This is a genomic window from Chitinimonas violaceus, assembly GCF_052601015.1.
This window is the reverse complement of the sequence record NZ_JBQXDJ010000046.1, coordinates 12,442-35,179: the sequence shown is the minus strand read 5'-3', so window position 1 is coordinate 35,179 and position 22,738 is coordinate 12,442. Positions and strand designations below refer to the sequence as shown.

The 22,738-nt window shown below is 56.9% G+C and carries 16 protein-coding genes; 10 read left to right on the top strand and 6 right to left on the bottom strand.

Translation table 11 applies throughout. The annotated features are described in order from the left end of the window. Positions 1-665 precede the first annotated feature (665 nt). The gene (locus ACUHMQ_RS14770) at positions 666-3,596 is read left to right on the top strand and encodes a DEAD/DEAH box helicase (protein ID WP_445296228.1); all 2,931 of its coding nucleotides are present in this window, start codon (positions 666-668) and stop codon (positions 3,594-3,596) included. A 603-nt stretch (positions 3,597-4,199) separates the two neighbouring features. Here ACUHMQ_RS14770 and ACUHMQ_RS14765 read toward each other — a convergent pair. From ACUHMQ_RS14765 to ACUHMQ_RS14750, 4 genes are all read right to left on the bottom strand, one after another. Next, positions 4,200-5,306: a ribonucleotide-diphosphate reductase subunit beta gene (locus ACUHMQ_RS14765; RefSeq protein ID WP_445296227.1), complete on the bottom strand. Its 1,107-nt coding sequence runs from the start codon at positions 5,304-5,306 to the stop codon at positions 4,200-4,202. 397 nt (positions 5,307-5,703) lie between these two features. Then, the gene (locus ACUHMQ_RS14760; RefSeq protein ID WP_445296226.1) at positions 5,704-5,886 is read right to left on the bottom strand and encodes a hypothetical protein; all 183 of its coding nucleotides are present in this window, start codon (positions 5,884-5,886) and stop codon (positions 5,704-5,706) included. Positions 5,887-6,071: 185 nt separating this feature from the next. Next, positions 6,072-6,311, bottom strand: coding sequence for a hypothetical protein (locus ACUHMQ_RS14755; protein WP_445296225.1), 240 nt, complete (start codon positions 6,309-6,311; stop codon positions 6,072-6,074). Continuing rightward, entirely contained in the window at positions 6,295-9,204 is a 2,910-nt protein-coding gene (locus tag ACUHMQ_RS14750; RefSeq protein ID WP_445296224.1) for a ribonucleoside-diphosphate reductase subunit alpha, read from the bottom strand. The genes ACUHMQ_RS14755 and ACUHMQ_RS14750 overlap by 17 nt, the downstream gene beginning before the upstream one ends. A 442-nt stretch (positions 9,205-9,646) precedes the next feature. On the opposite strand from ACUHMQ_RS14750, the gene ACUHMQ_RS14745 reads away from it, so the two are divergent. Further along, positions 9,647-10,039, top strand: a complete 393-nt coding sequence (locus ACUHMQ_RS14745) for a hypothetical protein (protein ID WP_445296223.1) — start codon at positions 9,647-9,649, stop codon at positions 10,037-10,039. A 418-nt stretch (positions 10,040-10,457) separates the two neighbouring features. On the opposite strand, the gene ACUHMQ_RS14740 is transcribed toward ACUHMQ_RS14745, so the two are convergent. Together ACUHMQ_RS14740 and ACUHMQ_RS14735 are read right to left on the bottom strand one after the other, a co-directional pair. Beyond that, positions 10,458-13,568, bottom strand: coding sequence for a S8 family peptidase (locus tag ACUHMQ_RS14740; protein WP_445296222.1), 3,111 nt, complete (start codon positions 13,566-13,568; stop codon positions 10,458-10,460). A 34-nt stretch (positions 13,569-13,602) separates the two neighbouring features. After that, positions 13,603-14,298 carry an NF038120 family PEP-CTERM protein gene (locus ACUHMQ_RS14735; RefSeq protein WP_445296221.1) on the bottom strand — a complete coding sequence of 232 codons (696 nt, stop codon included), beginning with the start codon at positions 14,296-14,298 and terminating at the stop codon, positions 13,603-13,605. A 428-nt stretch (positions 14,299-14,726) separates the two neighbouring features. On the opposite strand from ACUHMQ_RS14735, the gene gspG reads away from it, so the two are divergent. From gspG to ACUHMQ_RS14695, 8 genes are read left to right on the top strand one after another with little or no spacing between them, the layout of a single operon-like run. Continuing rightward, positions 14,727-15,137, top strand: coding sequence for a type II secretion system major pseudopilin GspG (gene gspG / locus ACUHMQ_RS14730; protein ID WP_445296220.1), 411 nt, complete (start codon positions 14,727-14,729; stop codon positions 15,135-15,137). Positions 15,138-15,149: 12 nt separating this feature from the next. Continuing rightward, a complete protein-coding gene (locus ACUHMQ_RS14725) occupies positions 15,150-16,331 on the top strand; it encodes a type II secretion system F family protein (protein ID WP_445296219.1) in 1,182 nt (393 codons plus the stop codon). Continuing rightward, entirely contained in the window at positions 16,328-18,001 is a 1,674-nt protein-coding gene (locus ACUHMQ_RS14720; protein ID WP_445296218.1) for a GspE/PulE family protein, read from the top strand. Before ACUHMQ_RS14725 ends, ACUHMQ_RS14720 begins: the two co-directional genes overlap by 4 nt. Beyond that, positions 17,982-18,791, top strand: a complete 810-nt coding sequence (locus ACUHMQ_RS14715; RefSeq protein ID WP_445296217.1) for a hypothetical protein — start codon at positions 17,982-17,984, stop codon at positions 18,789-18,791. The genes ACUHMQ_RS14720 and ACUHMQ_RS14715 overlap by 20 nt, the downstream gene beginning before the upstream one ends. Continuing rightward, entirely contained in the window at positions 18,788-19,339 is a 552-nt protein-coding gene (locus tag ACUHMQ_RS14710) for a hypothetical protein (protein WP_445296216.1), read from the top strand. The genes ACUHMQ_RS14715 and ACUHMQ_RS14710 overlap by 4 nt, the downstream gene beginning before the upstream one ends. Next, positions 19,336-19,950 carry a hypothetical protein gene (locus tag ACUHMQ_RS14705; RefSeq protein ID WP_445296215.1) on the top strand — a complete coding sequence of 205 codons (615 nt, stop codon included), beginning with the start codon at positions 19,336-19,338 and terminating at the stop codon, positions 19,948-19,950. Before ACUHMQ_RS14710 ends, ACUHMQ_RS14705 begins: the two co-directional genes overlap by 4 nt. Further along, positions 19,947-20,474, top strand: a complete 528-nt coding sequence (locus tag ACUHMQ_RS14700; RefSeq protein WP_445296214.1) for a hypothetical protein — start codon at positions 19,947-19,949, stop codon at positions 20,472-20,474. Before ACUHMQ_RS14705 ends, ACUHMQ_RS14700 begins: the two co-directional genes overlap by 4 nt. Further along, the gene (locus ACUHMQ_RS14695; RefSeq protein WP_445296213.1) at positions 20,471-22,738 is read left to right on the top strand and encodes a secretin GspD/PilQ domain-containing protein; all 2,268 of its coding nucleotides are present in this window, start codon (positions 20,471-20,473) and stop codon (positions 22,736-22,738) included. Before ACUHMQ_RS14700 ends, ACUHMQ_RS14695 begins: the two co-directional genes overlap by 4 nt.

Sequence of the window (22,738 nt, the reverse complement as noted above, 5' to 3'; positions counted from 1 at the left end):
TAACATTTCCATGGTGATCACCCTTTCTCTCCTGCCTAGAAATTAGGCAGGGCAAGTAGAACACCTGGGTCAGTTTTGAATCGGCACTAGCACTTTGGCTGGGTCAGTTTTCGGTCAGCCGCAACACTGCTCCGTCAAACATCACCGCACTGACTGCTGTACAAGTGTCGTTGGTCATTCATCTCTGGAGCTGCATCCGAACAGAATCAACCACATACTGGGATCCAGAGATAGAGAGACGGACGCGTAAGTACCTTCGAGGTGCGCGTGCAGTATGCAGCTAGTTGCGGATTGCGACTGGATGCGGAGGTAAGCACAGTAAGCTACCTGCGGATGCTAACGGACACGCTCACTCTTGCTGATTACTCGTGATTCCCTCGCTGCTTTTTTTGCGCGGCCTGCTGGTTATCTGATCAGCAATCAGTTGTCAGCTTCTCGGCCAAATCTGTCATTCGCCTTGCGATTCCTGCTGTCAGATCAAGACGAGTCACCACTTTAACTCCTGGATGCCCAAGCGAAGGTTTTATCCCATTGGGACCAGCCAGACCATTACCCAGCGCGTAGTGAAGAAAGGGAGGGAGTCGAGGGGCGACTTCTGACCCTCAATACTACACTGCTAAAAAATGGTAGATCTTCTAGTAGCAGGCGTTGGACGGAGGTTGGCGGTGGCGTACTTTCAGGAGAACGAGCCGTGTTTGGTCGTCCGCGAGGGCACGACGCCCAATTCAGGACTCAGGCGCGGTCAGGTCGGTGCGCTTCTTGCGCTGGCGGCGCACTTCATCGAGCGGCATGAGCCCGCCATCGTTTCATTACCTACAGGCTATGGAAAGACTGCGGTGCTCACGGCCGCCTGCTTCCTCCTACAAGCGCGGCGTGTTCTGCTGGTCACGCCAACAGGCCCTTTACGCGGTCAGGCGGCAAAAGCCTTTCGAAGCCTTGAAACGCTTCGCCGACTGACGGCACTGCCTGGCGAGGCGGATCTGCCCGGCCCCAGAGTAACCATTGTTGAAGAGCGGATAGGCTCGCCAGAGGCATGGCAAGCGCTTGAGCAGTTCGACGTCGTCGTCTGCACTCCCCACTCGGCTAGTCCCGAGATGGAGGGGGTGCCTCCTCCACCTGACGGGCTGTTCGACCTAGTTCTTGTCGATGAAGGCCACCATTCGCCAGCGCGGACATGGGCTGCGTTCATCCGGGCAACGCCACGTGCCCGCCATGTCCTCCTGAGTGCGACACCGTTTCGCCGCGACCGTAGACAACTGCCCGGACGGCTTGTTTTCTACTACTCGCTGCGTCGTGCTGTGGAGGAAAACGCCTTTGGCAAGGTCGTTTTCTGCCCGGTGGCGGTTGACCCCGATGAGCTTCCTGAGAGACGCGATGCAACCTTGGTAGCGCGGGCGGTGGAGGTATTCAGACGCGACACGGAGGCTGGCCTGCAGCATAGGCTGTTGGCGCGCACCGAGCGGATTGCAGATGCAGAGCGGCTTGCGGCCATGTATGTAACCGCAGGCCTTAGGGTCGAGGCGGTCTCCAGCCGAAGGTCGCGACAGCAGATTGAAGATGTCGAGAGCAGGCTGATTGCTGGCGGACTGGATGGAGTGGTTTGTGTGGATATGTTCGGCGAAGGCTACGACTTCCCGAAATTCAAGATTGCAGTCCTGCACAGCGCACACAAATCTCTGGTTCCGACGCTGCAGTTCATCGGCCGGTTCGCGCGAACGAATGACCAGCACACTGGCGCCGCGACCTTCTTGGCAGTACCACGCGAAATTGACGCCGAAAGCACAGAGCTCTACAGAGAGGGAGTTGACTGGGACATTCTGCTCGCGGATGTAGCCGAAGCACGTCAGGGGTTGGCGATACGTGAGCGTGAAACCCTTCAGTCGTTCGCTCAAGCGGGGAATCCTTCGGCGGACTACGAGGCAGTGAATCCGGGGGCATTTCGGTTGGCGCAGCACATAGCGGCGTATAGGACGGGTCAAGCGCCCAACTTTGATATTGCGCCGGAGACGCTCAAGTCCCTGCAGGTTACGAACGCGTGGCGTAGCGACGATGGGAACACCTATCTGCTTCTGGCTAAGTCCGTTCGGTCGCCCATCTGGTATCGCGACGACCAATTGGTCGACGCGGAGCACGAGTGCTTCCTTTTGAAGTATTTCCCTGCCTCGCAGGTTCTGTTCATTACTGCGACAGAGCGCTCTGAGCGCTACTACGCAGAGCTGCTGGAAGTCTTCTTCGAAGGCAGGGCGACGCCATTGGCCTTCGAGCAGATTCGGAAAGTCCTGAACGGTATGACTGACCAGGAGTTTTATAGTGTCGGGATTCGGAGCACATCACCCACGGCGACGGCTGAGTCCTACCGCATCGTCGCCGGTAGCAACGCTGACAGAGGTGTTCGCGATACGGACGCTGCGAACTTTTCGCAAGGTCATTTCATGGGGCGCGGGCAGGTAAATGGCGAAACCGAGGTCATAGGGGCGAGCGCTGGCGGCCGGGTGTGGTCAAATGGGAAACTCTCGATTCCCGACATCCTTGACTGGATGGAGGCTTTACATGGGCGCATGACGGCCGCTCAGGTCAACATTGGTCGGTCGGGCCTCGACCTGCTGCCATATGGAGAGACGCTCCAACGAATTCCGGCATCTACCTTCATGACTGACTGGTCGAAGAACGCGTACAGGGACAACCCTGTTGTCTTCATCGGTGAGGGTGCCGATGCCTTCCGAACCTGCATCCTGGATCTGGAGGTAAGCGACATCGTGGTGAGTGCCGACGGTTCTGCGCTGACATTCCGCCTTGGTGACAGCGGTCAGCATCAACAGGTTCAGTATCGCTTGAACCAAAGCCCTCAGTTTCTTTTGATGAACGATGAGCCGCTCATGCACGTGGTTGCTGCAGAAGGGCGCAGGGAGTCTGTCGAGGATTGGTTGGAGGACAACGGGCTTATTTTTTTCACGAAGGAGTTGGATTCATTCACGCGAAGCACGCTCCAGCGGCGTCGCGCGAGTGCGGGAATTCGGCCCGAGAGCTTAGTCGTTCACAACTGGGATGGTTGTGAGACGAGGGTCGAATTTGATTCAGCCAACCCGGGGCGCATGACCGTTCAACGATTTTTGCGAGACTACCTTCTTGGGCTTCCTGGCAACAGCTTCATCATCTACGACCACAGGTCCGGAGAAGCAGCTGATTTCATCGTTGCGCAGGCCATGCCTGCCAACCGCCTCTCCATTTCGCTCTACCACTGCAAGGGCGCAGGGGGTTCCGTGTCCGGTGAACGTATTGATGATGTCTATGAGCTTGCCGGCCAGTCTGTGAAGTCGGGCAGGTTTCAGCGCAAGGACGATTTGCTTCGACACGTCGAACGTCGAACTCTTGCCCGCACCGGTCGCGGCCATTCGCCGTTTTTACTTGGTACGCGGGACGCAGCGCTGGAACTGCTTCGAGCATATGACCCCATCGCCATTAGCCTGACGGTGTATGCAGTGCAGCCTGGATTGTCGGCAGGGAAGTTGGTCGAGAACGTGAAAGCAGTGATGGCAGCTGCAAATGACAGCCTGACGTCGCAAGGTGTTGAGCTGCGCTGGCTGACTAGCGCATAGGAAGCCCAGGTTCCATTTGCTAAGGGCAGCCCGCCTCATACATGTTGAGTGTCTGCCTTGCGGTGAAATGATCCGCCGAAACCGGGCATAGGCTAAGCAGCGGTACCTACTGGCCCCTATGGCGTGATAGATAGATGGCCTTAACCGCTGCTCTACAACTGTTCAAGGAATGCCTCTTCACCGACTGCTTGGGCCGATGAGCGGTCGATCATACGTACAACGCAACAGCTGCTTCGGGTCGAATGCTGCCTGCTCTCAACTGGTCAGTGACCACCAACACTCCTGCCCGGCGCTGCGGTCAACGACCACCGGCACCTGCAATGAATCCGAAGATAAGTGGCCAGCTTTCTGAAAACTCCAGGGATAAATGGCCAATTGGGCTGGGTTCTCTATCTCTGGACCCCAGTATGTGGCTGATTCTGTTCGGATGCCGCTCCAGACATGAATGGCCGACGACAAGAATCAGCAGTAACACACCTACGTTTGTTAAGAAGCCCCGAACTAGCGGGGCTTCTTATTGGCAACACAATGAAAAATTGTGTGTCGTCGGGTGAAAGATTATGCGTCGTAAATGAAAAATTATCTGTCGCCCGACGTCTTACATCAATCCCAGCTCAACGCCCCACCACTCTGATATTCAATCACCCGTGTTTCGAAGAAATTCTTCTCTTTCTTCAGGTCGATCATTTCACTCATCCATGGGAATGGATTGGTTGCACCGGGGAACATCGGTTCCAGGCCGATCTGCTGCATGCGGCGGTTGCAGATAAAGCGCAGGTAGTCTTTGAACATGCTGGCGTTCAGGCCCAGCACACCGCGTGGCATGGTGTCTTCGGCATAGGCGTATTCAAGCTCCACCGCCTTCTGGAACAACCCGGTCAGCTCGGCCTTGAAGGCGTCGGTCCACAGGTGTGGGTTTTCCATCTTCACAGTGTTGATCAGGTCAATGCCGAAGTTACAGTGCATCGACTCATCGCGCAGGATGTACTGGTACTGCTCGGCAGCGCCGGTCATCTTGTTCTGGCGGCCCAGTGCCAGGATTTGCACAAAGCCGACGTAGAAGAACATGCCTTCCATGATGCAGGCGAACACGATGAGCGACTTCAAGAGCTGCTGGTCAGCCTCGGGGGTGCCGGTTTTGAAGTCGGGGTTGGTCAGCGCATCGATAAATGGGATCAGGAAGTTATCCTTATCTCGGATGGATTTGACCTCGTGGTAGGCATTGAAGATTTCGGCTTCATCGAGACCCAGGCTTTCAACGATGTACTGGTAGGCGTGGGTGTGGATGGCCTCTTCAAATGCCTGACGCAACAGGAACTGACGGCACTCTGGCGCGGTGATATGGCGATAGGTGCCCAGCACGATATTGTTGGCAGCCAGGCTGTCGGCCGTCACAAAGAAGCCCAGGTTGCGCTTGACCAGACGGCGCTCGTCTTCCGACAGCCCGTTGGGGTTCTTCCACAACTCGATATCGCGCTGCATGTTGATTTCCTGCGGCATCCAATGGTTAGCGCAGGTGGCGAGGTACTTCTCCCAAGCCCATTTGTACTTGAAAGGCACCAGCTGGTTGACGTCGGTACCGCCATTGATGATGCGCTTGTCCACAGCGCTGACGCGACCACTAGGTGTACCTTGGCCGCTGGTTTGGGCCTGTGGGTTGGCCGGCTTGGCTGCGGTTGGTGCAGCAGTGTTTTCTTCCCAAGACAGCATCTTTTTTCTCCTGAATCTCTATTCGTTACTTCATCAATTCTCAGTAAGACCGCTCCTTTTCAGGAACGGCCACAACTACTGTCTACGGAGCATCCTATCCCCGTTGGTGTCGCCGAGCATCGCAGACTGGTGCGGAGCAGTCCGGGGCCGCCTGTTTGAGCCCACAAAGTGGGCAAGTTTCGGCCCAGGCCGCGACAGTCGAGAAGCGTAGGGCACCGGCCATAGGTCGGCGACACCGCCGGGTCGCCTTTCTTTGCTTACTTTCTTTGGCGAGGCAAAGAAAGTAAGCCGGGCGCGAGACGGACTCTCGCTCAAAACATACGCGGCAAAGCCGCTAAAACACTTTCTGCAGAAGGGATGAGCCAATGCTCAGCAAAAGCTCATCCACTACTAGCGCTTACTTGCGCCGATCATCCACTTCCTTAGCAACCCCTTTAAATGGGTCACCATCAGACTTGCCATCCATAAACTGACCAGTAGAAACATCCCGCTTATACCAAGTTTGGTTACTGCGGTTGTAAAACTGTGTCCGGTTATCAACGGAGCCTTTACGGAAGCCATTGCCAGTATTTTTAGCCACAGAATTTCCTTCAAAACATTGAAAGGAGATAGCGAGACCACCTGTGCTAACATTTCATTGCGTCTGGAAAGTACACAGATGGCGGCAGAGGGACTCCCTTACCACCATGCCTTTCAGATCAAGCCCGCGATGCTCGCAACATCGCGGGCTTTCTCATTTCTACATCTACCGCATCAAACTGCGTACTACCACTTCGGCCATGCTGTACGCCAAGCCCGCAACCGCCCCGGTGCTTTGGGGGTATTGTTGGTTGGCTCAAGCAACTTCGCTACAGCCTTAGCTATTTCAACCGCGTGGGCAGATTCGACCACTTCGGCTTCAACAACGACAACCTCACTACACAGCTCGGCTTCTTCCGCGAGCGTGGCGATGCTGCTTGCCACCACGCTCGGCCCGCCAGCAACTGTGTTACTGGCAGGCTTCACACTCTGGGTTGTCGATACTGCAAAACTTGGCCGACTCGGCGGCTTCCTCCCCTGCGCTGTAGTTGCCAGTAGTCACTTCAATTGGGGCGGAAGCCATATGGCCGCCACCAATCGGCACGGCATTCAGTTCACCCCCACGGCCGGTCGACTTCTCGGCGCTCGATGCCGACAAGGTACGCAGGTAGTAAGTGGTCTTCAGGCCACGCACCCAGGCCAGCTTGTACAGGTCGTCCATCTTCTTGCCCGATGCACCGGCCATATAGATGTTCAGACTCTGGGCTTGGTCGATCCACTTCTGGCGGCGCGAAGCACATTCCACCAACCAGTTGGGCTCCACTTCAAACGCCGTGGCGTACATGGCCTTGAGGTCCTGCGGCACACGGTCGATGCGGGAGAGCGAACCGTCGAAGTACTTGATGTCGCCAATCATCACGTCGTCCCACAGGCCGCGTTCCTTCAGGTCGTGCACTAGGTATTCGTTGATCACCGTGAATTCACCCGACAGGTTCGATTTCACGAAGATGTTCTGGTAGTTCGGCTCGATGGAGGCAGACACACCAACGATATTGGCAATGGTTGCCGTAGGCGCAATCGCCAAACAGTTGGAGTTACGCATACCGTAGGTGGCGATGCGTTGGCGCAGCTGGCTCCAGTCAAGCAGAGCACTACGGTCCATCTCCAAGTAACCGCCGCGGGCTTCCATCAGCAAGTCGATACTGTCCTGCGGCAGGATGCCCTTGGACCACAAGCTGCCATCGTAGCTTGGGTATTTGCCGCGCTCTTCAGCCAACTCAGTACTGGCGTAATAAGCGTGGTAGGCCACCAGTTCCATCGACTTATCGGCAAAGGCCACGGCAGCGTCGGACGCATACGGCGTACGCAGCATATGCAGACAATCCTGGAAACCCATGATGCCCATGCCAACCGGACGGTGCCGGAGGTTGGAATTACGCGCCTTCTTCACCGGGTAGAAGTTGATGTCGACAACGTTGTCGAGCATGCGCATCGCGGTGCCAATTGTACGGCGGAGCTTATCGCTATCGAGGTTGTACTGGCCGTCATCGCCACGCACCATATGGTTGACCAAGTTGACCGAACCGAGATTACACACCGCGATTTCGGTATCGTTGGTGTTGAGGGTGATTTCGGTACACAGGTTGGAGCTGTGCACCACGCCAACATGCTGCTGCGGACTGCGGATATTGCAAGGGTCCTTGAAAGTAAGCCAGGGGTGGCCTGTCTCGAACAGCATAGTCAACATCTTGCGCCACAACTGCAAGGCTGGAATCTTCTTGTACACACGCATTTCACCACGCGCTGCCTTGGCTTCGTAACGCGTGTAGGCCTCGGCAAATGCCTTGCCGTACAACTCGTGCAAGTCTGGTACTTCGCTTGGGCTGAACAGCGACCAGTCGCCACCTTCCATAACGCGCTGCATGAAGAGGTCGGGAATCCAGTTGGCGGTGTTCATGTCGTGGGTACGACGGCGGTCGTCACCGGTGTTCTTACGCAGTTCGAGGAACTCCTCGATATCGGCATGCCAAGTCTCAAGGTACGCACACACCGCGCCCTTGCGCTTGCCACCCTGGTTCACGGCTACAGCCGTGTCGTTGACCACCTTCAGGAACGGCACAATGCCCTGCGACTTACCGTTGGTGCCCTTGATATGACTGCCTAACGAACGTACCGATGTCCAGTCATTACCCAAACCGCCAGCGTATTTCGACAGCAGGGCGTTTTCCTTCAGGCCTTCGTAAATACCGTCGAGGTCGTCAGCAATCGTGGTCAGGTAGCAGCTGGAAAGCTGGCTACGCTGCGTACCGGAATTGAACAAAGTGGGCGTCGAGGACATGAAATCAAAAGTCGACAGCACATTGTAGAACTCGATAGCGCGTGCTTCACGATCGGTTTCACGCAGGGCCAGGCCCATTGCGACACGCATGAAGAAAGCCTGCGGCAACTCGATACGCTGGCCATGTACATGCAGGAAATAGCGGTCAAACAGGGTCTGCAGGCCGAGATAATCGAACTGGTAGTCGCGCTCGTACTTGATGGCGGCACCCAGACGGGCCAGATCGAACTGGGCCAGCTCTTCGTCCAACAATTCCGCCTCGATACCGCGTTTGATGAACTTGGGAAAATACTCGGCGTAACGCGTAGCCATTTCCTCGTGCATCACTTCTTCGCCCAGCACTTCACGACGCAGGCTGTGCATCAGCAGACGGGCTGTCACCTTGGAATAGGAAGGTTCCTTCTCGATCAACTGGCGGGCAGAGAGAATGGCGGACTTGCGCACTTCCTCGGCCGGCACGCCGTCGTACAGGTTCTTCAGGGTCTCGGCGACGATATGCTCGGGGTCGGTCACCTTTTCAAAACCCGAACAAGCCGATTGCACCAATGCGTGCAGCTTGGCGATATCGAGCGGCTTGGCCACACCTGCATCGTTGACATTGATTGCACTGGTGGGCGCATGCTCAGCCTCGCCCTTGGCTAGACGTTCCTGATGACGCCGTTCACGGTACAACACGTAGGCGCGCGCCACATCGTGTTCACCCGAACGCATCAGGGCCAGTTCCACCTGGTCTTGCACGTCCTCGATATGAATAGCCCCACCTTCGGGCTTACGCCGCATCAGGGCGTTCACCACGAGATCGGTGATCCGTTGCACAGTCTCGCGCACCGAGGCCGACTGCGCCGCAGCTCCACCATGTACAGCCAGAAAAGCCTTGGTGATGGCGACCGAGATTTTCATGGGCTCGAACGGGACAACGGCACCGTTCCGGCGAATAGTCTTGTACTCGGCACCAGACTGGGCAGCAGTCGAGCCCACGCTGTTGTTACCCTGCGGGTAAGCAACACGCGTGGTGCTTGCGGTATCGGACGTGGTGTACATGTAAGGAGGGCTCCTATGACTGTTGATTGATAGGCCTTGGCAATGCAGCTTTTGCCAAAGCCGCTTATTCTGGGTTGCCTGTTCAGACCGGATGGCGGGGGAGAAAATGTGCGCCAACATCCCGTCACACACCTAAATTTCACGTCACAGCAAGCGCAGGACGGGGTGTGGATAATTCCGGGGATAAAATGTGCACAAAACCCCGAAAAAACACTATATGTAGTATTCGGTTACACTGAATGGTACTAAATATAGTAGTTCATGAATAGGCATTCCGCTCAAAAAATGCGTCTGTGCGGCCCTATTTATGAGGGAAAGATACCAAATTCAACGGCTTAAATAGTCTGGCTGTGCAGCTACTTAGAGCCCCACTGTTTTTGTTGCCCAACGCTGGGCACTAGCCGATGATGACCACCATGGCATACCAACACACGGAGTCATCATGTCCCCCCCCCTACGTGGTTTAGCGCTTGTGCTGGCCTTGAACTTACCCGCTGCGGCAGCCACCAAAATCGAAGTTGGCAACACGTTACAAGCCCTGCAGGCCGCCATCGGCACACCAAGTTGCGAAACCGACGCAGATTGCCATGTGGTGGAGGTTGGCGCGAAGGCGTGCGGCGGGCCGGAAGGCTATCTGCCTTGGTCCAGTCGCACTGGCGATGCCGAAACCATCCAGTCGCTGGCGGAACAGCACAAGACGGTGCGTCAGGCTGCAATCACCACAAGTGGGGAGATATCGACCTGCGAAATCCTTCCAAAACCCGCAGTACGCTGCCAAGCCAAGCGATGTGAACTGCAATCGCGGCCAATACCCACAGGGAAGGACATATATTAAGAACACGTTTACGATCTGTAGCAAGCAGCTGTCAGCAGGGTGAAGCGCAGCGCAGATACTGGAATGCACTTGAGTTACATGAAGATTTTGAGCAACACATAAGCCCTGATCACAGTAGCGCAGTAAGATCGAAAGAGGCCCTAAATAATCTGTGTAACGGGCTGCTACAGATCAACCAATCTCGTCACCCTCCCTTACTTTATATTGAGTGAGCAAAACAAAAGAAGTTGCGAACAAATATTTACAGTTCGCGATACTAGACAAAACAAGACCCTGAGGCATTACGTCCCAGGGTCTTGTTTTTACATCATCAGGACAAGCCTTACGGCCATGCCCTGCGTTACAACAGACTCAGCATTTACCGATACGGGCATTGGAACCTGCTCGCACTCCAGCAGGCTCCAAAGCACCCTCTTACTTAGATACCAGTATCAGCAGGGGTGTTACGTGCACCAAGGTTCGTTGCTGGCAACGGATCATTGGTCTGCACCAACAGAACGGTATTGCCTTCCTCGTACCCATCTGCGCTGTAACGTACGGCGCCCAGATAACGCTTGCCAGTTGGCAGGTTCTTCCAGCTCATACCCACCGAGGCAGTACCACCAGCGTAAGCCTTGCCGGGCAACAGTACCTTGAAGTCGCCACCAGTGTCGCCTGCATTAACTGCCCAAGCCGACATGGTGTAGTTAGCGCTGCCACCGCGTGGTGAGTAGCCCAGGATACAAGCCTTGTAAGTACCGGCTGGCAGGTTCAGGACTTGCACGCTTTCATCCGAACCACCATTCAAGCTGGTACCCAACACGGTGCCTTCGCTGTTCATCACGATCAGGTCGATATCATCGGACGAACCATGCTCGGTATCGGCATCGTACAGGTCAAAGCGGGTAACCAGGTTGTTGGCAGGCACGACGAACTCATGCACCTTCAACCCACCCGTTGGATCGTTACCTGCCTTACATGCAGCCATACCATCATGGTTAGCCTTCAACACATTACCGCTGATGCGTGTCGCTTCTTTCAGGCCGCCCTGGAGGGCATTCAGCTTGCCGCTAAAGCCGGTACCAACACTGAACACCTTGCTGCCGCTCGTTGCCTCGCTGGCCAACTGAACCGGTGCGGTGATCATCGCGCCGCTACGTGCAGTCAGCGGGCTACGCACGTTGTGCGTACCATCGCTCCACACAAGCGAACCGAACTGCCACACATCCTTCTGTGCGGTGGTGCGGTCCAGCTTCACAGTGAAGCTCTGGCTTTCGCCTGGGTTCAATGTCATCGTCTCAGGCGATACCGTTACCTTGTAACCAGACAAGGTGGCGGTAGCCGTGTAGGTCGATGGTGCATCGGACACATTGGTCACGGTACGACGGAAAGTCAGCGAACCGAGCACATTGGAAGCCGTCATCGAAGCCAGATTCAGGTTGTATGGCTGAGTCGAACCGAAAGCGCTGCAAACTGCAGGCGACAGGCCGACATTCGCGCCACACATATAGCGGATGTAGTCGCTGGAACCTGCGTCGTACACCAGACCTGGGTTGGCAGCGGCATTCGGGCTGACATGCCCAGCACCCTGAGCCCAAGGCAGGCGACCATTTGCCTGGCCGGCCCTACCATCATCCAACGTGTTGTAGCCCGTAGTCATCAAAGCGGACTTGATGGCTGCAGGCGACCAGGTTGGGTGCTTCTGGCGAAGCAATGCTGCCATACCGGCCACGTGTGGGCTGGACATGGAGGTACCTTGCAGGAAGTCCCACGCTGCAGACGGAACCATGGAGCCGTTGTTGATGGCATCGTGCTCGGCTTGGGTCTGGCTAGGTACATAACCGGCCAGGATATCGACACCAGGCGCAGTCAGATCAGGCTTGAGAGTGTTCATCTCACCCTTGTTCGGACCACGCGAGGAGAACTCTGCCATCACCGGTGCAGGAATCACACCCGCCTTGAGTTCACCCTTGCTGATTGCCGTGGTAGCACCAGCCTGCGCAGCATAGGCCTTGACGCTGGCACCCATGACGTTGTTCACGTGCAGCGACGGAACCGTGTGCATGTCTGCATTCAAGGACTGGCTGGATGTCAGGTTGACCAGGATCATACCGACGCCACCGGCAGCCTTGATCGCAGCACTCTTGTCCGTACGGGCAACGGTACCACGGTCACAAACAACTACCTTGCCAGCCACCTTCGCTGGGTCCAGTACGCCGGTGTTCCAGCATTCACGCACTGCCACTGCATCTGCACCGCTCATGCCCACGTCCGATGCCAGCACCATGGCACTTGCATCCACCGGGGTCTGGCTCAACGACGCACCAGTCACCGTGGTGCCATTGCCGAGGTTGGCAGAACCTTCATAGAAGCGATCATGCGTGGAAGCCGCTACGGTGGTTAGCCATGGGCTGATGTGTGCCACTTGGTTAGCCGGGCCGCTGTTGCCGGCCGAGGCCGCAACAAACACACCGGCATTAGCCGCACCAAAGAAAGCCTGTTCAACCGGGTCCATCATGCTGGTCTGGCTGCCGCTGATGGAGTAGTTCAACACGTTCACGCCATCGGCCACGGCGGTTTCAATCGCCTTTACGCTGTCGGCGGTGAAGCAGGAGTTCTTGGCGGCACCAGCGATGAGCGGGTCATTATAGCTCCAGCACACCTTATACATGGCAACGCGTGCACGTGGGGCGATACCGGAGGAACTGCCCAGCGCTACACCACCCATCGAAACCGGCACCTTGCTGTTACCTGCTGCGGTGCTGGAAGTATGGGTACCATGGCCGCCATTGTCGCGTGGCGATACATAGTCGCTCCAATGCGGTGTGTACATGCCTTGCGCCACCAACGCATCGAACTGATCGCGGAAGATCTGTGCGCCAATCAGCTTGTTGTTACAGGCTGGGAAGCTCGAGCTGGTCAAGCAGGTGCCCTTCCAGCTGGCGGGTGGTGCCTCGTAGGCCAGTGTTGCGGCGTTATCGAAAGTCGGTACGCCCTGTGCGTCCACGCGGTCGGCAAAGGCTGGGTTTTCAGGCCAGATACCGCTGTCGATCACACCAATAATCACGTTCTCGCCCGAGTGCTCCGGACCACCCAACTGGCTCCACAGACCAACGCCTGGCTTATCAAGGCCAAGGAAGCTCGGGGTGTAGTTGGTCAGGAGTTCACGTGGTGCATCCTGCGTAATCGCCACAACGCCGGCGTTTCTCTTCAGGGCGCGGACTTCCTTGTCGGTCAGCAATGCAGAAAAGCCATTGAAGACCAGCTTGTAGTCATACACCTTCTGCGCAGTACCGATCGAGGCCAGTACATTGGTCTGCTTGGCATCGAGGTAGTTGATATAGGCCTGGACATCGGCTGCTTCAACATTGAGGCGAGTGCCCTTGCTTGGCGCTGTGGCATTCAGGCCACTGATGCCGCCAACATAGGACGCAACCGGTTTATCAGCCAGTTGAACGATATAAGGACGACGAACATCATCTGCCGCTGCAGTCGCGGCAAGGCTAGAAGCAATCGCGAGCAAAGCCCATTTTGCGGGACCATGTGTCATGGATGTAATTCCGAGTCAGAGTTAGGAACAGCGATCAGACGGATTGCTTGCGACGATAGGCAAAGCCAAGACCGGCAAGGCCAAGCGCAATCAGCAGTGCGCTGGAAGGCTCGGGAACAGTCGTCACATTCAGGTTGTCGAGGCCGAACTGGGCCTGGTTGTTACCCAATGCCACGCAGCTGCCCGATGAGTCGGTCAAGCAGGCCGAGAAGGAGATATTGCGCAGGATCATGTTCGGTGCATCGAACGCAAAGCCCACAAATTCCCAATCGCCACTTGTGTTCTGGCCTGGCAATTCGAAGCTGGTGTTATGCACCTGGCCCAGATAGTCCGTTGCCGAAATGACCAGCTTCGCTACCGATGAAGGAATACGCGCAGTAAGCGGCGCAATGAAGCTGGCTTCGAACTTGCCCAGGGTGAACCCCATGCCAACACTGCTGTCAATGCGCAAGCCGCCGTCATTCAGGCCGAGGTAGAACTGGCCATCGTTGCCCACCGGGCAATCGATCAATGAACAGGTAGCTGTGGCACTGGTACCGATGGCACCCAGCAGACCACCTGCAGCCGGATCACCAGTCACCGTAAATTTGTAATTGTCTTCTTTGAAGGAATCACCTGCGGTAAAGATTTCCGGCTTCAGGGATTCAAAATTAATTGCGGCAGCAGAGGCTGCTGGAATGGCAACGCTAGCGGCAATCGCTATTAGCGTCTTCTTAAACACGTTTTTCATAACGCTCCTTGTTATTCTGAGCACAACTCAGCGATAGATGCATATAGCGGGCACAATAGTTCTGCCAGAGACAGTGCTTGGCACCCGTCCAACATAAGAACAACTTCACTCCCTTGAAAAACTTCAGACTGCGCGGAAAGCCTACCGTAGCTTGCCTATTTCCCCGCAAGTGCAATCCACTCCGGCAGCAATAATTAATCAATAACGCAACAAATGTGAAACGCTTGATTCATGGGGCTTTGATACAAAATCCTGTAAATGCAAGACCTTGCATAAATAAAATTTAATTAGATTATTCGTCTTATCTTATTTTAAAAAAACTGGCTGCTAATCTTCAAAAATTACGAATACACTGCCACTTCCTTAATTCGAATTGGCTATGGTTTGCTTTATTCGTAATTTTAATTAATTAGGAAGTGCCGATTCTTATGCAATTAGCTCGTAGTAAAGGTTTTACGCTGTTGGAGTTGTTGGTTGTCGTCGCCATCATTGGCCTATTGGCCGCCTATGTCGGACCCCGCTATTTCTCCCAGATCGGCAAGTCGGAACAAACCATTGCCCGGGCCCAGGTCGAAGCTTTTGCCAAGGCGCTTGATGCGTACCGTGTGGACGTGGGCAATTACCCGACTTCCGAGCAGGGGCTCAACGCGCTGGTCACCCGCCCGACTGACGTGAACAAATGGAATGGGCCCTACATGCCCAAGACCTTGCCGGCCGACCCCTGGGGCCGCGCTTATCTGTACCGGTCATTGGTACCCAATGAGTACGACCTGATTTCCTACGGTAAGGATGGCGTTCCTGGCGGCACCGCTGACGACGCCGATATCGCCACCCGTTGAGTTGTTGCAGCCATGCAGTTCCAAGTACAAGCCCTATCGGCGCAGAACCTTGTAGAAACCCTGTTGCTCGAAGCCAGCGACGAGGCCGAGGTGCGCCGCCAGGCAGAAGCGAACCAATTGACAGTGCTGTCGATCACAACCGCCAGCCCAGCCAAGACCTTTGGCCAGCGCAACCGGTTTTCCCTCGTACTGTTCAGCCAGGAATTGCTGGCCTTGTTGGAGGCGGGACTAAGTCTGGTCGAGTGCATCGAAGCGTTGCAGGAAAAGGAAAGCAACCCATTGGCAGCCTCTGTGCTGGCTGGCTTGTACAAGGCACTGCGCGAAGGGGAGCGTTTTTCTGCAGCGTTGGCATTGCAGCCGACGATCTTTCCGCAGCTTTATGTCGGTATCGTTCAGGCCGCCGAAGGTACGAGCGAGCTGCCGCAGGCGTTGTCGCGCTATCTCGATTACCAGATCCGGCTCGATGATATCCGCAGCCGGCTGATCAGCGCCGCCATCTACCCCAGCATCCTGATTACGGTTGGCGGTGGCGTGGCTTTGTTCCTGCTGGGTTTTGTCGTGCCACGCTTCGCTGCGGTCTACCAGGGTACCGGCCGACCCATGCCCATGCTGTCGCAGCTGCTGCTCGACTGGGGCCAGTTTGTCGCCCACAACAGTGCAGCCGTCGGATTGGGCTTGTTGACCGTGCTGTCGCTCGCCGGCTGGCAATTACGCCAGGTTGCGCGCAGCGGAGTCTGGCGCAGTTGGCTGGCGCGTCTGCCCGGCATTGGCGAACGGATGCGTATTTTGGAACTCTCCCGGCTCTACCTCACCCTCGGTATGCTGCTGGAGGGCGGTATACCTATCACCACCGCGCTGGGCATGGTCAGCAGTGTGGCTGCACCTGCCACCCGAGTTCATGTGGCAGCAGCTACCGCAGCAATACGCGAAGGCGAAATGCTGTCCGACGCATTTGATAAGCACGCCCTCAGCACCCCGATCTCGCTGCGCATGCTGCGTGTGGGCGAGCGTTCCGGGCAGATGGGCGCGATGCTGACGCGATCGGCCAACTTCTATGAAAGCGAAACCACGCGTTGGATCGAACGCTTCACCAAGACCTTTGAACCCATACTGATGACTGCAATCGGGTTGGTAATCGGCGGCATCGTCGTACTGCTTTATATGCCCATTTTTGATTTGGCAGGCAGCCTGTGAATCCACCCGCCCTGACCCCCGCCGTTTTACAGGCAGCCCATGCCACTGCCGCACGCAATGGCAACCCGGTGCTGGACAGCCTGGGCATGCTGTTGCAAACCGAACCACGCCAGACCCTGCATGCCTTGGCGCAATGGTTCCGGCTACCCAGCATGGAAACCGCCGATATGCTGGCACTGCAGTCAGCCTTCGATATATTGCCATTGGCACAGGCGCAAAAGCGCGGCTGCGTAGTATTACGCCGCATCGATACCACCCTGCATGCGGTGCTCGGCAATCCATTCGATGCCGACCTGCCGGTATGGCTGGAAGGACTGTGTCAGCAACCGTTGCAGTACCACCTGGCACTGCCATCAGATATCCACGCCTATCTCGCCCGCCAGGAGGAATCCGTCCGGGCGGTGGACCATTTGTCGATCGAGGCCACCGAGCAACGCAGCGGTGAACGGGCAGCCGAAAAACTCAGTTTCCTGAGCACCAGCGATGGCGGCAGTGCCGCGGTCAAGCTGGTCAACTCCACGCTGTACGACGCGCTCAAGGTTGCCGCCAGCGATATCCACCTTGAATCCACGCCATCGGGCCTTGCGGTGAAATATCGTATCGACGGTGTGTTGGATTCGGTTACCCAGGTCAGCGGCCGCAACCTTGCCGAGCAGGTGATCTCACGCCTGAAGGTGCTGGCGGAACTCGATATTGCCGAACGGCGCGTACCGCAGGATGGGAGCTTCCGTGTCGAGGCTGCCGAGCGCGAAATCGATCTGCGCGTGTCGATCATGCCCAGCATCCATGGCGAAGATGCGGTGATCCGTATTCTCGACAAGCAAGCCATGGTGGCCGAACACGGCTCGCTCACGCTTGAAGCGCTGGGTTTCGAGGCAGAAGCCTTGGAAACCCTGCGCCAACTCGTCAGCGAGCCTTATGGCATGGTGCTCGTCACCGGCCCGACCGGATCGGGCAAGACCACGACCCTGTACGGTGCGATAGCTGAAATCAACCATGGCCGCGACAAGATCGTGACGATTGAAGACCCGGTCGAATACCAGCTGCCTGGCATCCTGCAGATTCCGGTGAACGAAAAGAAGGGGCTGACCTTCGCCCGTGGTTTGCGCTCCATCCTGCGGCACGACCCGGACAAGATCATGGTGGGTGAGATACGCGATACCGACACCGCCGAGATCGCCGTGCAATCCGCGCTCACCGGCCACTTGGTGCTTACCACGGTACACGCCAACAACGTATTCGACGTATTCGGCCGTTTCACCCATATGGGTATCGACCCCTATGCTTTCGTGTCGGCACTCAATGGCATCTGGGCGCAGCGGCTGATCCGCATGAACTGCCCACATTGCAGCGAGCCTGTGACGGTCGATGCCGACCAGCTCAAGCCGCTGGGCCTGAAGCTGGAAGACGTGAAGGGCTACCAGTTCCGCCAAGGCCGTGGCTGTGGCGACTGCCGCGGCACCGGTTACAAAGGCCGCCGGGCAATCGCTGAATTCCTGACCTTGACCGATGAATTACGCGAGCTGATCGTCGACAAAGCCCCAATCCGCCAGATCAAAGAGGTGGCACGCCGTAACGGCACTGAAACCCTGTTCGAAGCGGCGCTCAAGCAAGCCAAGGATGGCCATACCACGCTGGAGGAGATACGCCGTGTCACGCTTAAGGGCTGAAATCCTCTCGCTCGGCATTGCCGCCGACAATGTGGCGCTCGTGAGCCAGGGCCATGCTGCGCCTACGGAAACCCTGCTGAGCCACACCACGCCAATCGATGGCTTACAAGCGCTGGAGCAGGCATTACCTGCCAAACCAATACGCAGCTTGCTCCGCCCACATCTGCGCCTGACCATTGCCGACCCCCTGGCACGATTCTGGTTGGTACAGCCACCCGCCAATATCAGCAGCCTCGCCACGTTGCGTGCAGTGGCCCAGGCAAGGTTCCAGCAACTCTTTGGCGAATCGGCCAATAGCTGGCGTATTGAAGCCGACTGGGCTGGTGATCGCCCTTTCCTGGCCTGTGCCTTGCCGGCAGCACTGTGTACTGCGGTTGAGCAACTGGCGCAACGACGTGGCTGGTTGCTGCACGATGCCCTTCCTGCTTTTGTCCGAGCCTGGAACCAGACCTGTCACGCCCTACCCGATTCGACATGGCTGGCATTCGGCCAAGGCACCCACCTGACCTACGCCGCAATTGAGGCTGGCCAATGGCGCTATGTGCATTGCGCGCCCGTCGGCCCCGCACCCAGCCACGATGCACTGCTCGACAAACTCAGCGGCCAGGCACGTCGATTGGCCGTACACGAAGCCACACTGCCGACACAGATATGCTGGCTGGGCAATGCCCATTGGCTGCCGCGAGGCGATACCTTTGGTGACTGGCAATCCTGCCGGTTGGGCCAATACGCCAACCCCAGCCACCCTGCCAGCGCGCTGCAATTGGCCAACCAGGGAGCTGCGCCATGAAGCCCCTGGCCATCGATTTCTCACGCACCGCCAATCTCTCCATCCCCAGTCAGTGGCAGCGTAAGCACCCTATCCTGCGTCTTATCTGGCTTGTCGCTGCATTGGCGTTGTTATTGGCACTGGGACGCTTTTGGCAAAGCGAACAGCGCAGCCATGTGTTGGAACAAGCCCTGCAAGCCAAGATGCAGGCCGCTTTCTTTCAGAGCAGCCCCGTCAAATCCACTACGCCCAAGCTGCCTTCGACCCAGGTCAAGGCCGTCAACGAGGCGGTGCATCAGCTCAATCTGCCCTGGGTCGATTGGTTCGCGGCCTTCGAAGCTGCCGCGCAGCCCCAGGTTTCATTGCTGTCGATAGTACCCAACGCCCAAAACCGTGCCGTCAACGTATCGGCCGAATGCGATGATGTGCAGACCATGCTGGCTTACATAGAGGCATTGCGGGCATCGGGTTTCTTCATGGATGTACAGTTGCGCAAGCACCGTAGCAATGAGGAAGTCGCTGGTGGACGAGTGCAGTTCGATTTTGTCGCGCAGGTAGCCCAACCATGAAAAGTGCGATTCGCTTACCTGGGTGGTTTTCCAGCCTGCGCTTGCTCGGTGAAATCTGGTTGCTACGCCAAGGCAAGGTGGCGTTAACTGGCTGGGTATTGCTATTGGCCGCTGCCATAGGCTGGCTGATGGCCCTGCAGGCAGAGCGGCATGAAGTCGATCTTGCAGCACGATCGGCACGAACCAAGACAGACCCAGCCATTGCCTCGTCGCAGACTCAATCTGCCGCACACGGTGATACCGCGAGACTGGCAGCGCTGTACCAGGTGCTCACGCCAGCCAAAACTCGTAACCATGCCCTCACCGAGTTGTTCGCGATCGCAGCCGACGAGGGCTGGGATATCGCCGAAGCCGATTACAGCGTGAACCAACAACGTAATGCCGGGTTGGAGCGCTTGCAGATTGTCCTGCCCCTGGTGGGCAACTACCCCGATATACGCGATCTGGCTGAAGCGATGCTGCGCGGCAAACCGAATCTCTCACTCGACGACATCAGCTTCAAACGCGAGAACGCCGAGGCTGACATCCTCAAGGCCACATTGAAGATCAGTATCTGGTCGCGCCTCGAAGACACGCCACCACAACCGGAACAACAGGAGGCACGCCGTTGAAACCCCGTCATATGGTCATGACCGGACTCCTGATCGTTGCCGCCTATCTCGCCTTCTGGGGGGACAAGGCAGCGCCGACCGCCAATGCCGCCACTTTCAAACAAAGTGCAAGAAAACCGGCTGATGCTGCCCCTGTGCGTAAACCTGTAACCGAGAACACGCAGATCGCCGCCTTACTGCCACGCGCCAGTCTGATGCATGAAGAAGAGGATGAGGCCAACCTCTTCCCGGCCAAATCCAAACCCAAAGCAGCTGCAGCAGTTGCGCCGCCCGCCCCTGCGGTTGTTAGCCCACCTCCAGCACAGGTCGCCCCGCCGCTGCCTTTCCAGTTCATCGGCAAGCAGTTCGATGGCCAAAGTTGGGAGGTGTATCTGGAAAGCGCTGATCAGACCCTGGTCGTCCATATCGGCGACACGCTGCTGGGGGCTTACTGGGTCGATGAGATCAAACCCACCCTTCTGACGTTGACCTTCCTGCCACTTGAAGCCAAACAAACCCTAGCCATCGGACAAGGCGAAGAATGAGTTTTTCTGTGTTGAATAGTAGAAACGCCTCGTATGGCCGTCGCATCACCCTGTTGACCACCTTGCTTTGCCTTGCTGGCTGTGCCGCCCAGACCGCGTACCGGGACGGCCGGCGCATGTTGAATGAGGGGAACGTCACGACTGGTTTGAGTAAACTCAAAGAGGCCAGCGATCTGGCGCCCGAATCGGCCGAGTACCGCATGGCTTATCTGAATGCACGTGACGCCACTGTCGGCAACAGACTGACCGCGGCCGAGCTCGCCCTTACCGCAAAGGATTTCGCCGAAGCCGAGCGTCACTATCAGCAAGTCCTGGCCTTGGACGGCCGTCATCCACGCGCGATTGCCGGCATGCAAAGCATCATCACCGAACGCCGCCGCACCGCACTCTATGCCGATGCAGAGCAAGCCTGGAAGAAACAGGACGCCGATATGGCGCAAAGCCGCCTGCGCAGCATCCTGGCTGAGCAACCCAACCATGCGCCTGCGCAGGCGCTATTACGCGAGATCGAAGAAAAGCTGAGTCAGCGCAGCCTGCAATCCGGGCTGGCCACGGCGTATCGCAAGCCGATCACGGTGCAATACAAAGATACCTCGCTGAAGACCCTGTTCGACCTGATTGCCCGTACTTCCGGGTTGAACATCCTGTTCGACAAGGACGTACGTACCGACCAGCGTACCTCGATATTCCTCAAGAACAGCACGGTCGAATCCGCCATCAATATGATCCTGCTCAGCAACCAGCTGGAGCAGCGCGTGCTCGATGCCAACACCATTCTGATCTACCCAGATACACAGGCCAAACGCAAGGACTACCAGCCTGTCATGGTGCGGACGTTCTACCTTTCCAATGCCGAGGCCAAGGCGGTGGCAGCCACGATGAAGACTATCATCCGCGCCAAGGACATCGTGGTGGATGAAAAACTCAATATGGTCATGCTGCGCGACAGCCCCGATGTGATCCGCCAAGCCGAAAAACTTGTGGCTCTGCACGATCTGCCCGAGCCCGAGGTCATGCTGGAAGTGGAAGTGCTGGAAGTGAAACGCACCAAGCTGATGGAGCTTGGCGTACGTTGGCCTGACCAACTGAATTTCTCACCCTTGCAGTCGGGAACCGGTGGCAAGCTGACTATCCGGCAACTGCGCAACCTGAATCAGGACACCATTACTGGCGACATCGGCTCGATCAGCATCAATACCAAGGATCAGAACACCGATACCAACCTCCTGGCCAACCCGCGTATCCGTACCCATAACCGCGAAAAAGCCAAGATACTGATCGGCAGCAAGGTACCGGTGATCACCTCGACGCTGAGCACCAGCTTTGCTTCCGAGTCGGTTTCGTATATCGAGGTTGGCCTGAAGCTGGAGGTCGAACCCACCATCTACCCCGATGATGAAGTGTCGATCAAGACCTCGCTAGAGGTCAGCAATATCCTCAAAACGATCGAGACCAAGAGTTCACGCGCCTACGAGATCGGCACGCGTACCGCATCGGCAGTGCTGCGCCTACGCGACGGTGAAAACCAGGTCCTGGCCGGGCTGATCAACAACGAAGACCGCCGTACCATCAACCAGGTACCGTTGCTGGGCGACGTTCCACTATTGGGGCGTTTGTTCGGCAGCCACAACAACGACAATGCCAAAACGGAAATCGTGTTGTCGATCACCCCAAGGCTGATTCGTAACGTCCGCCGGCCCGACGCCAATGTGCTCGAATTCGAATCGGGTACCGACAGCAGTTTCCGCCGTACACGGATCGAGACATCCACCCCACCCCTGACCAGTGCAGCGCCCAATGCCCAGCCCATAGTACCGAAGCCTATTGAAGTGCCAGAGGCCATCGCTACCAAGCCGGACAGCACATTCCGCTGGTCCGGCCCTGATAGCGCAGCCCAAGGCCGCACGATTGAATTCCAGTTGCGCTACCAGGGAGACCAGGCCATCAACGGCTTGCCGCTGGTGATTGGTTACGACCCCAAGGTGCTGGAGATTGTAAAAGTCGACGAAGGCGACTTCCTGAAAACCAAAGGGGAAACCGTCTTCAATACCCAGCTCGAGCCCGGCCAGGTCGCGTTGAACACCCTGTTGTCGAGTGCCACCGGCGCCAAGGGCGAAGGTCTGGTAGCAACCGTCACCGCCAAGGTGATTAATGCCGAAGCAGGCCAAACCCAGCTTTCCGTGCTGAGCGCCACACCACAGTCGGTGGATGGTCGCAGCCTCGTGCCGGCTCTGTCTGCTTTTCAGTTAAAACTGGCGCCCTGA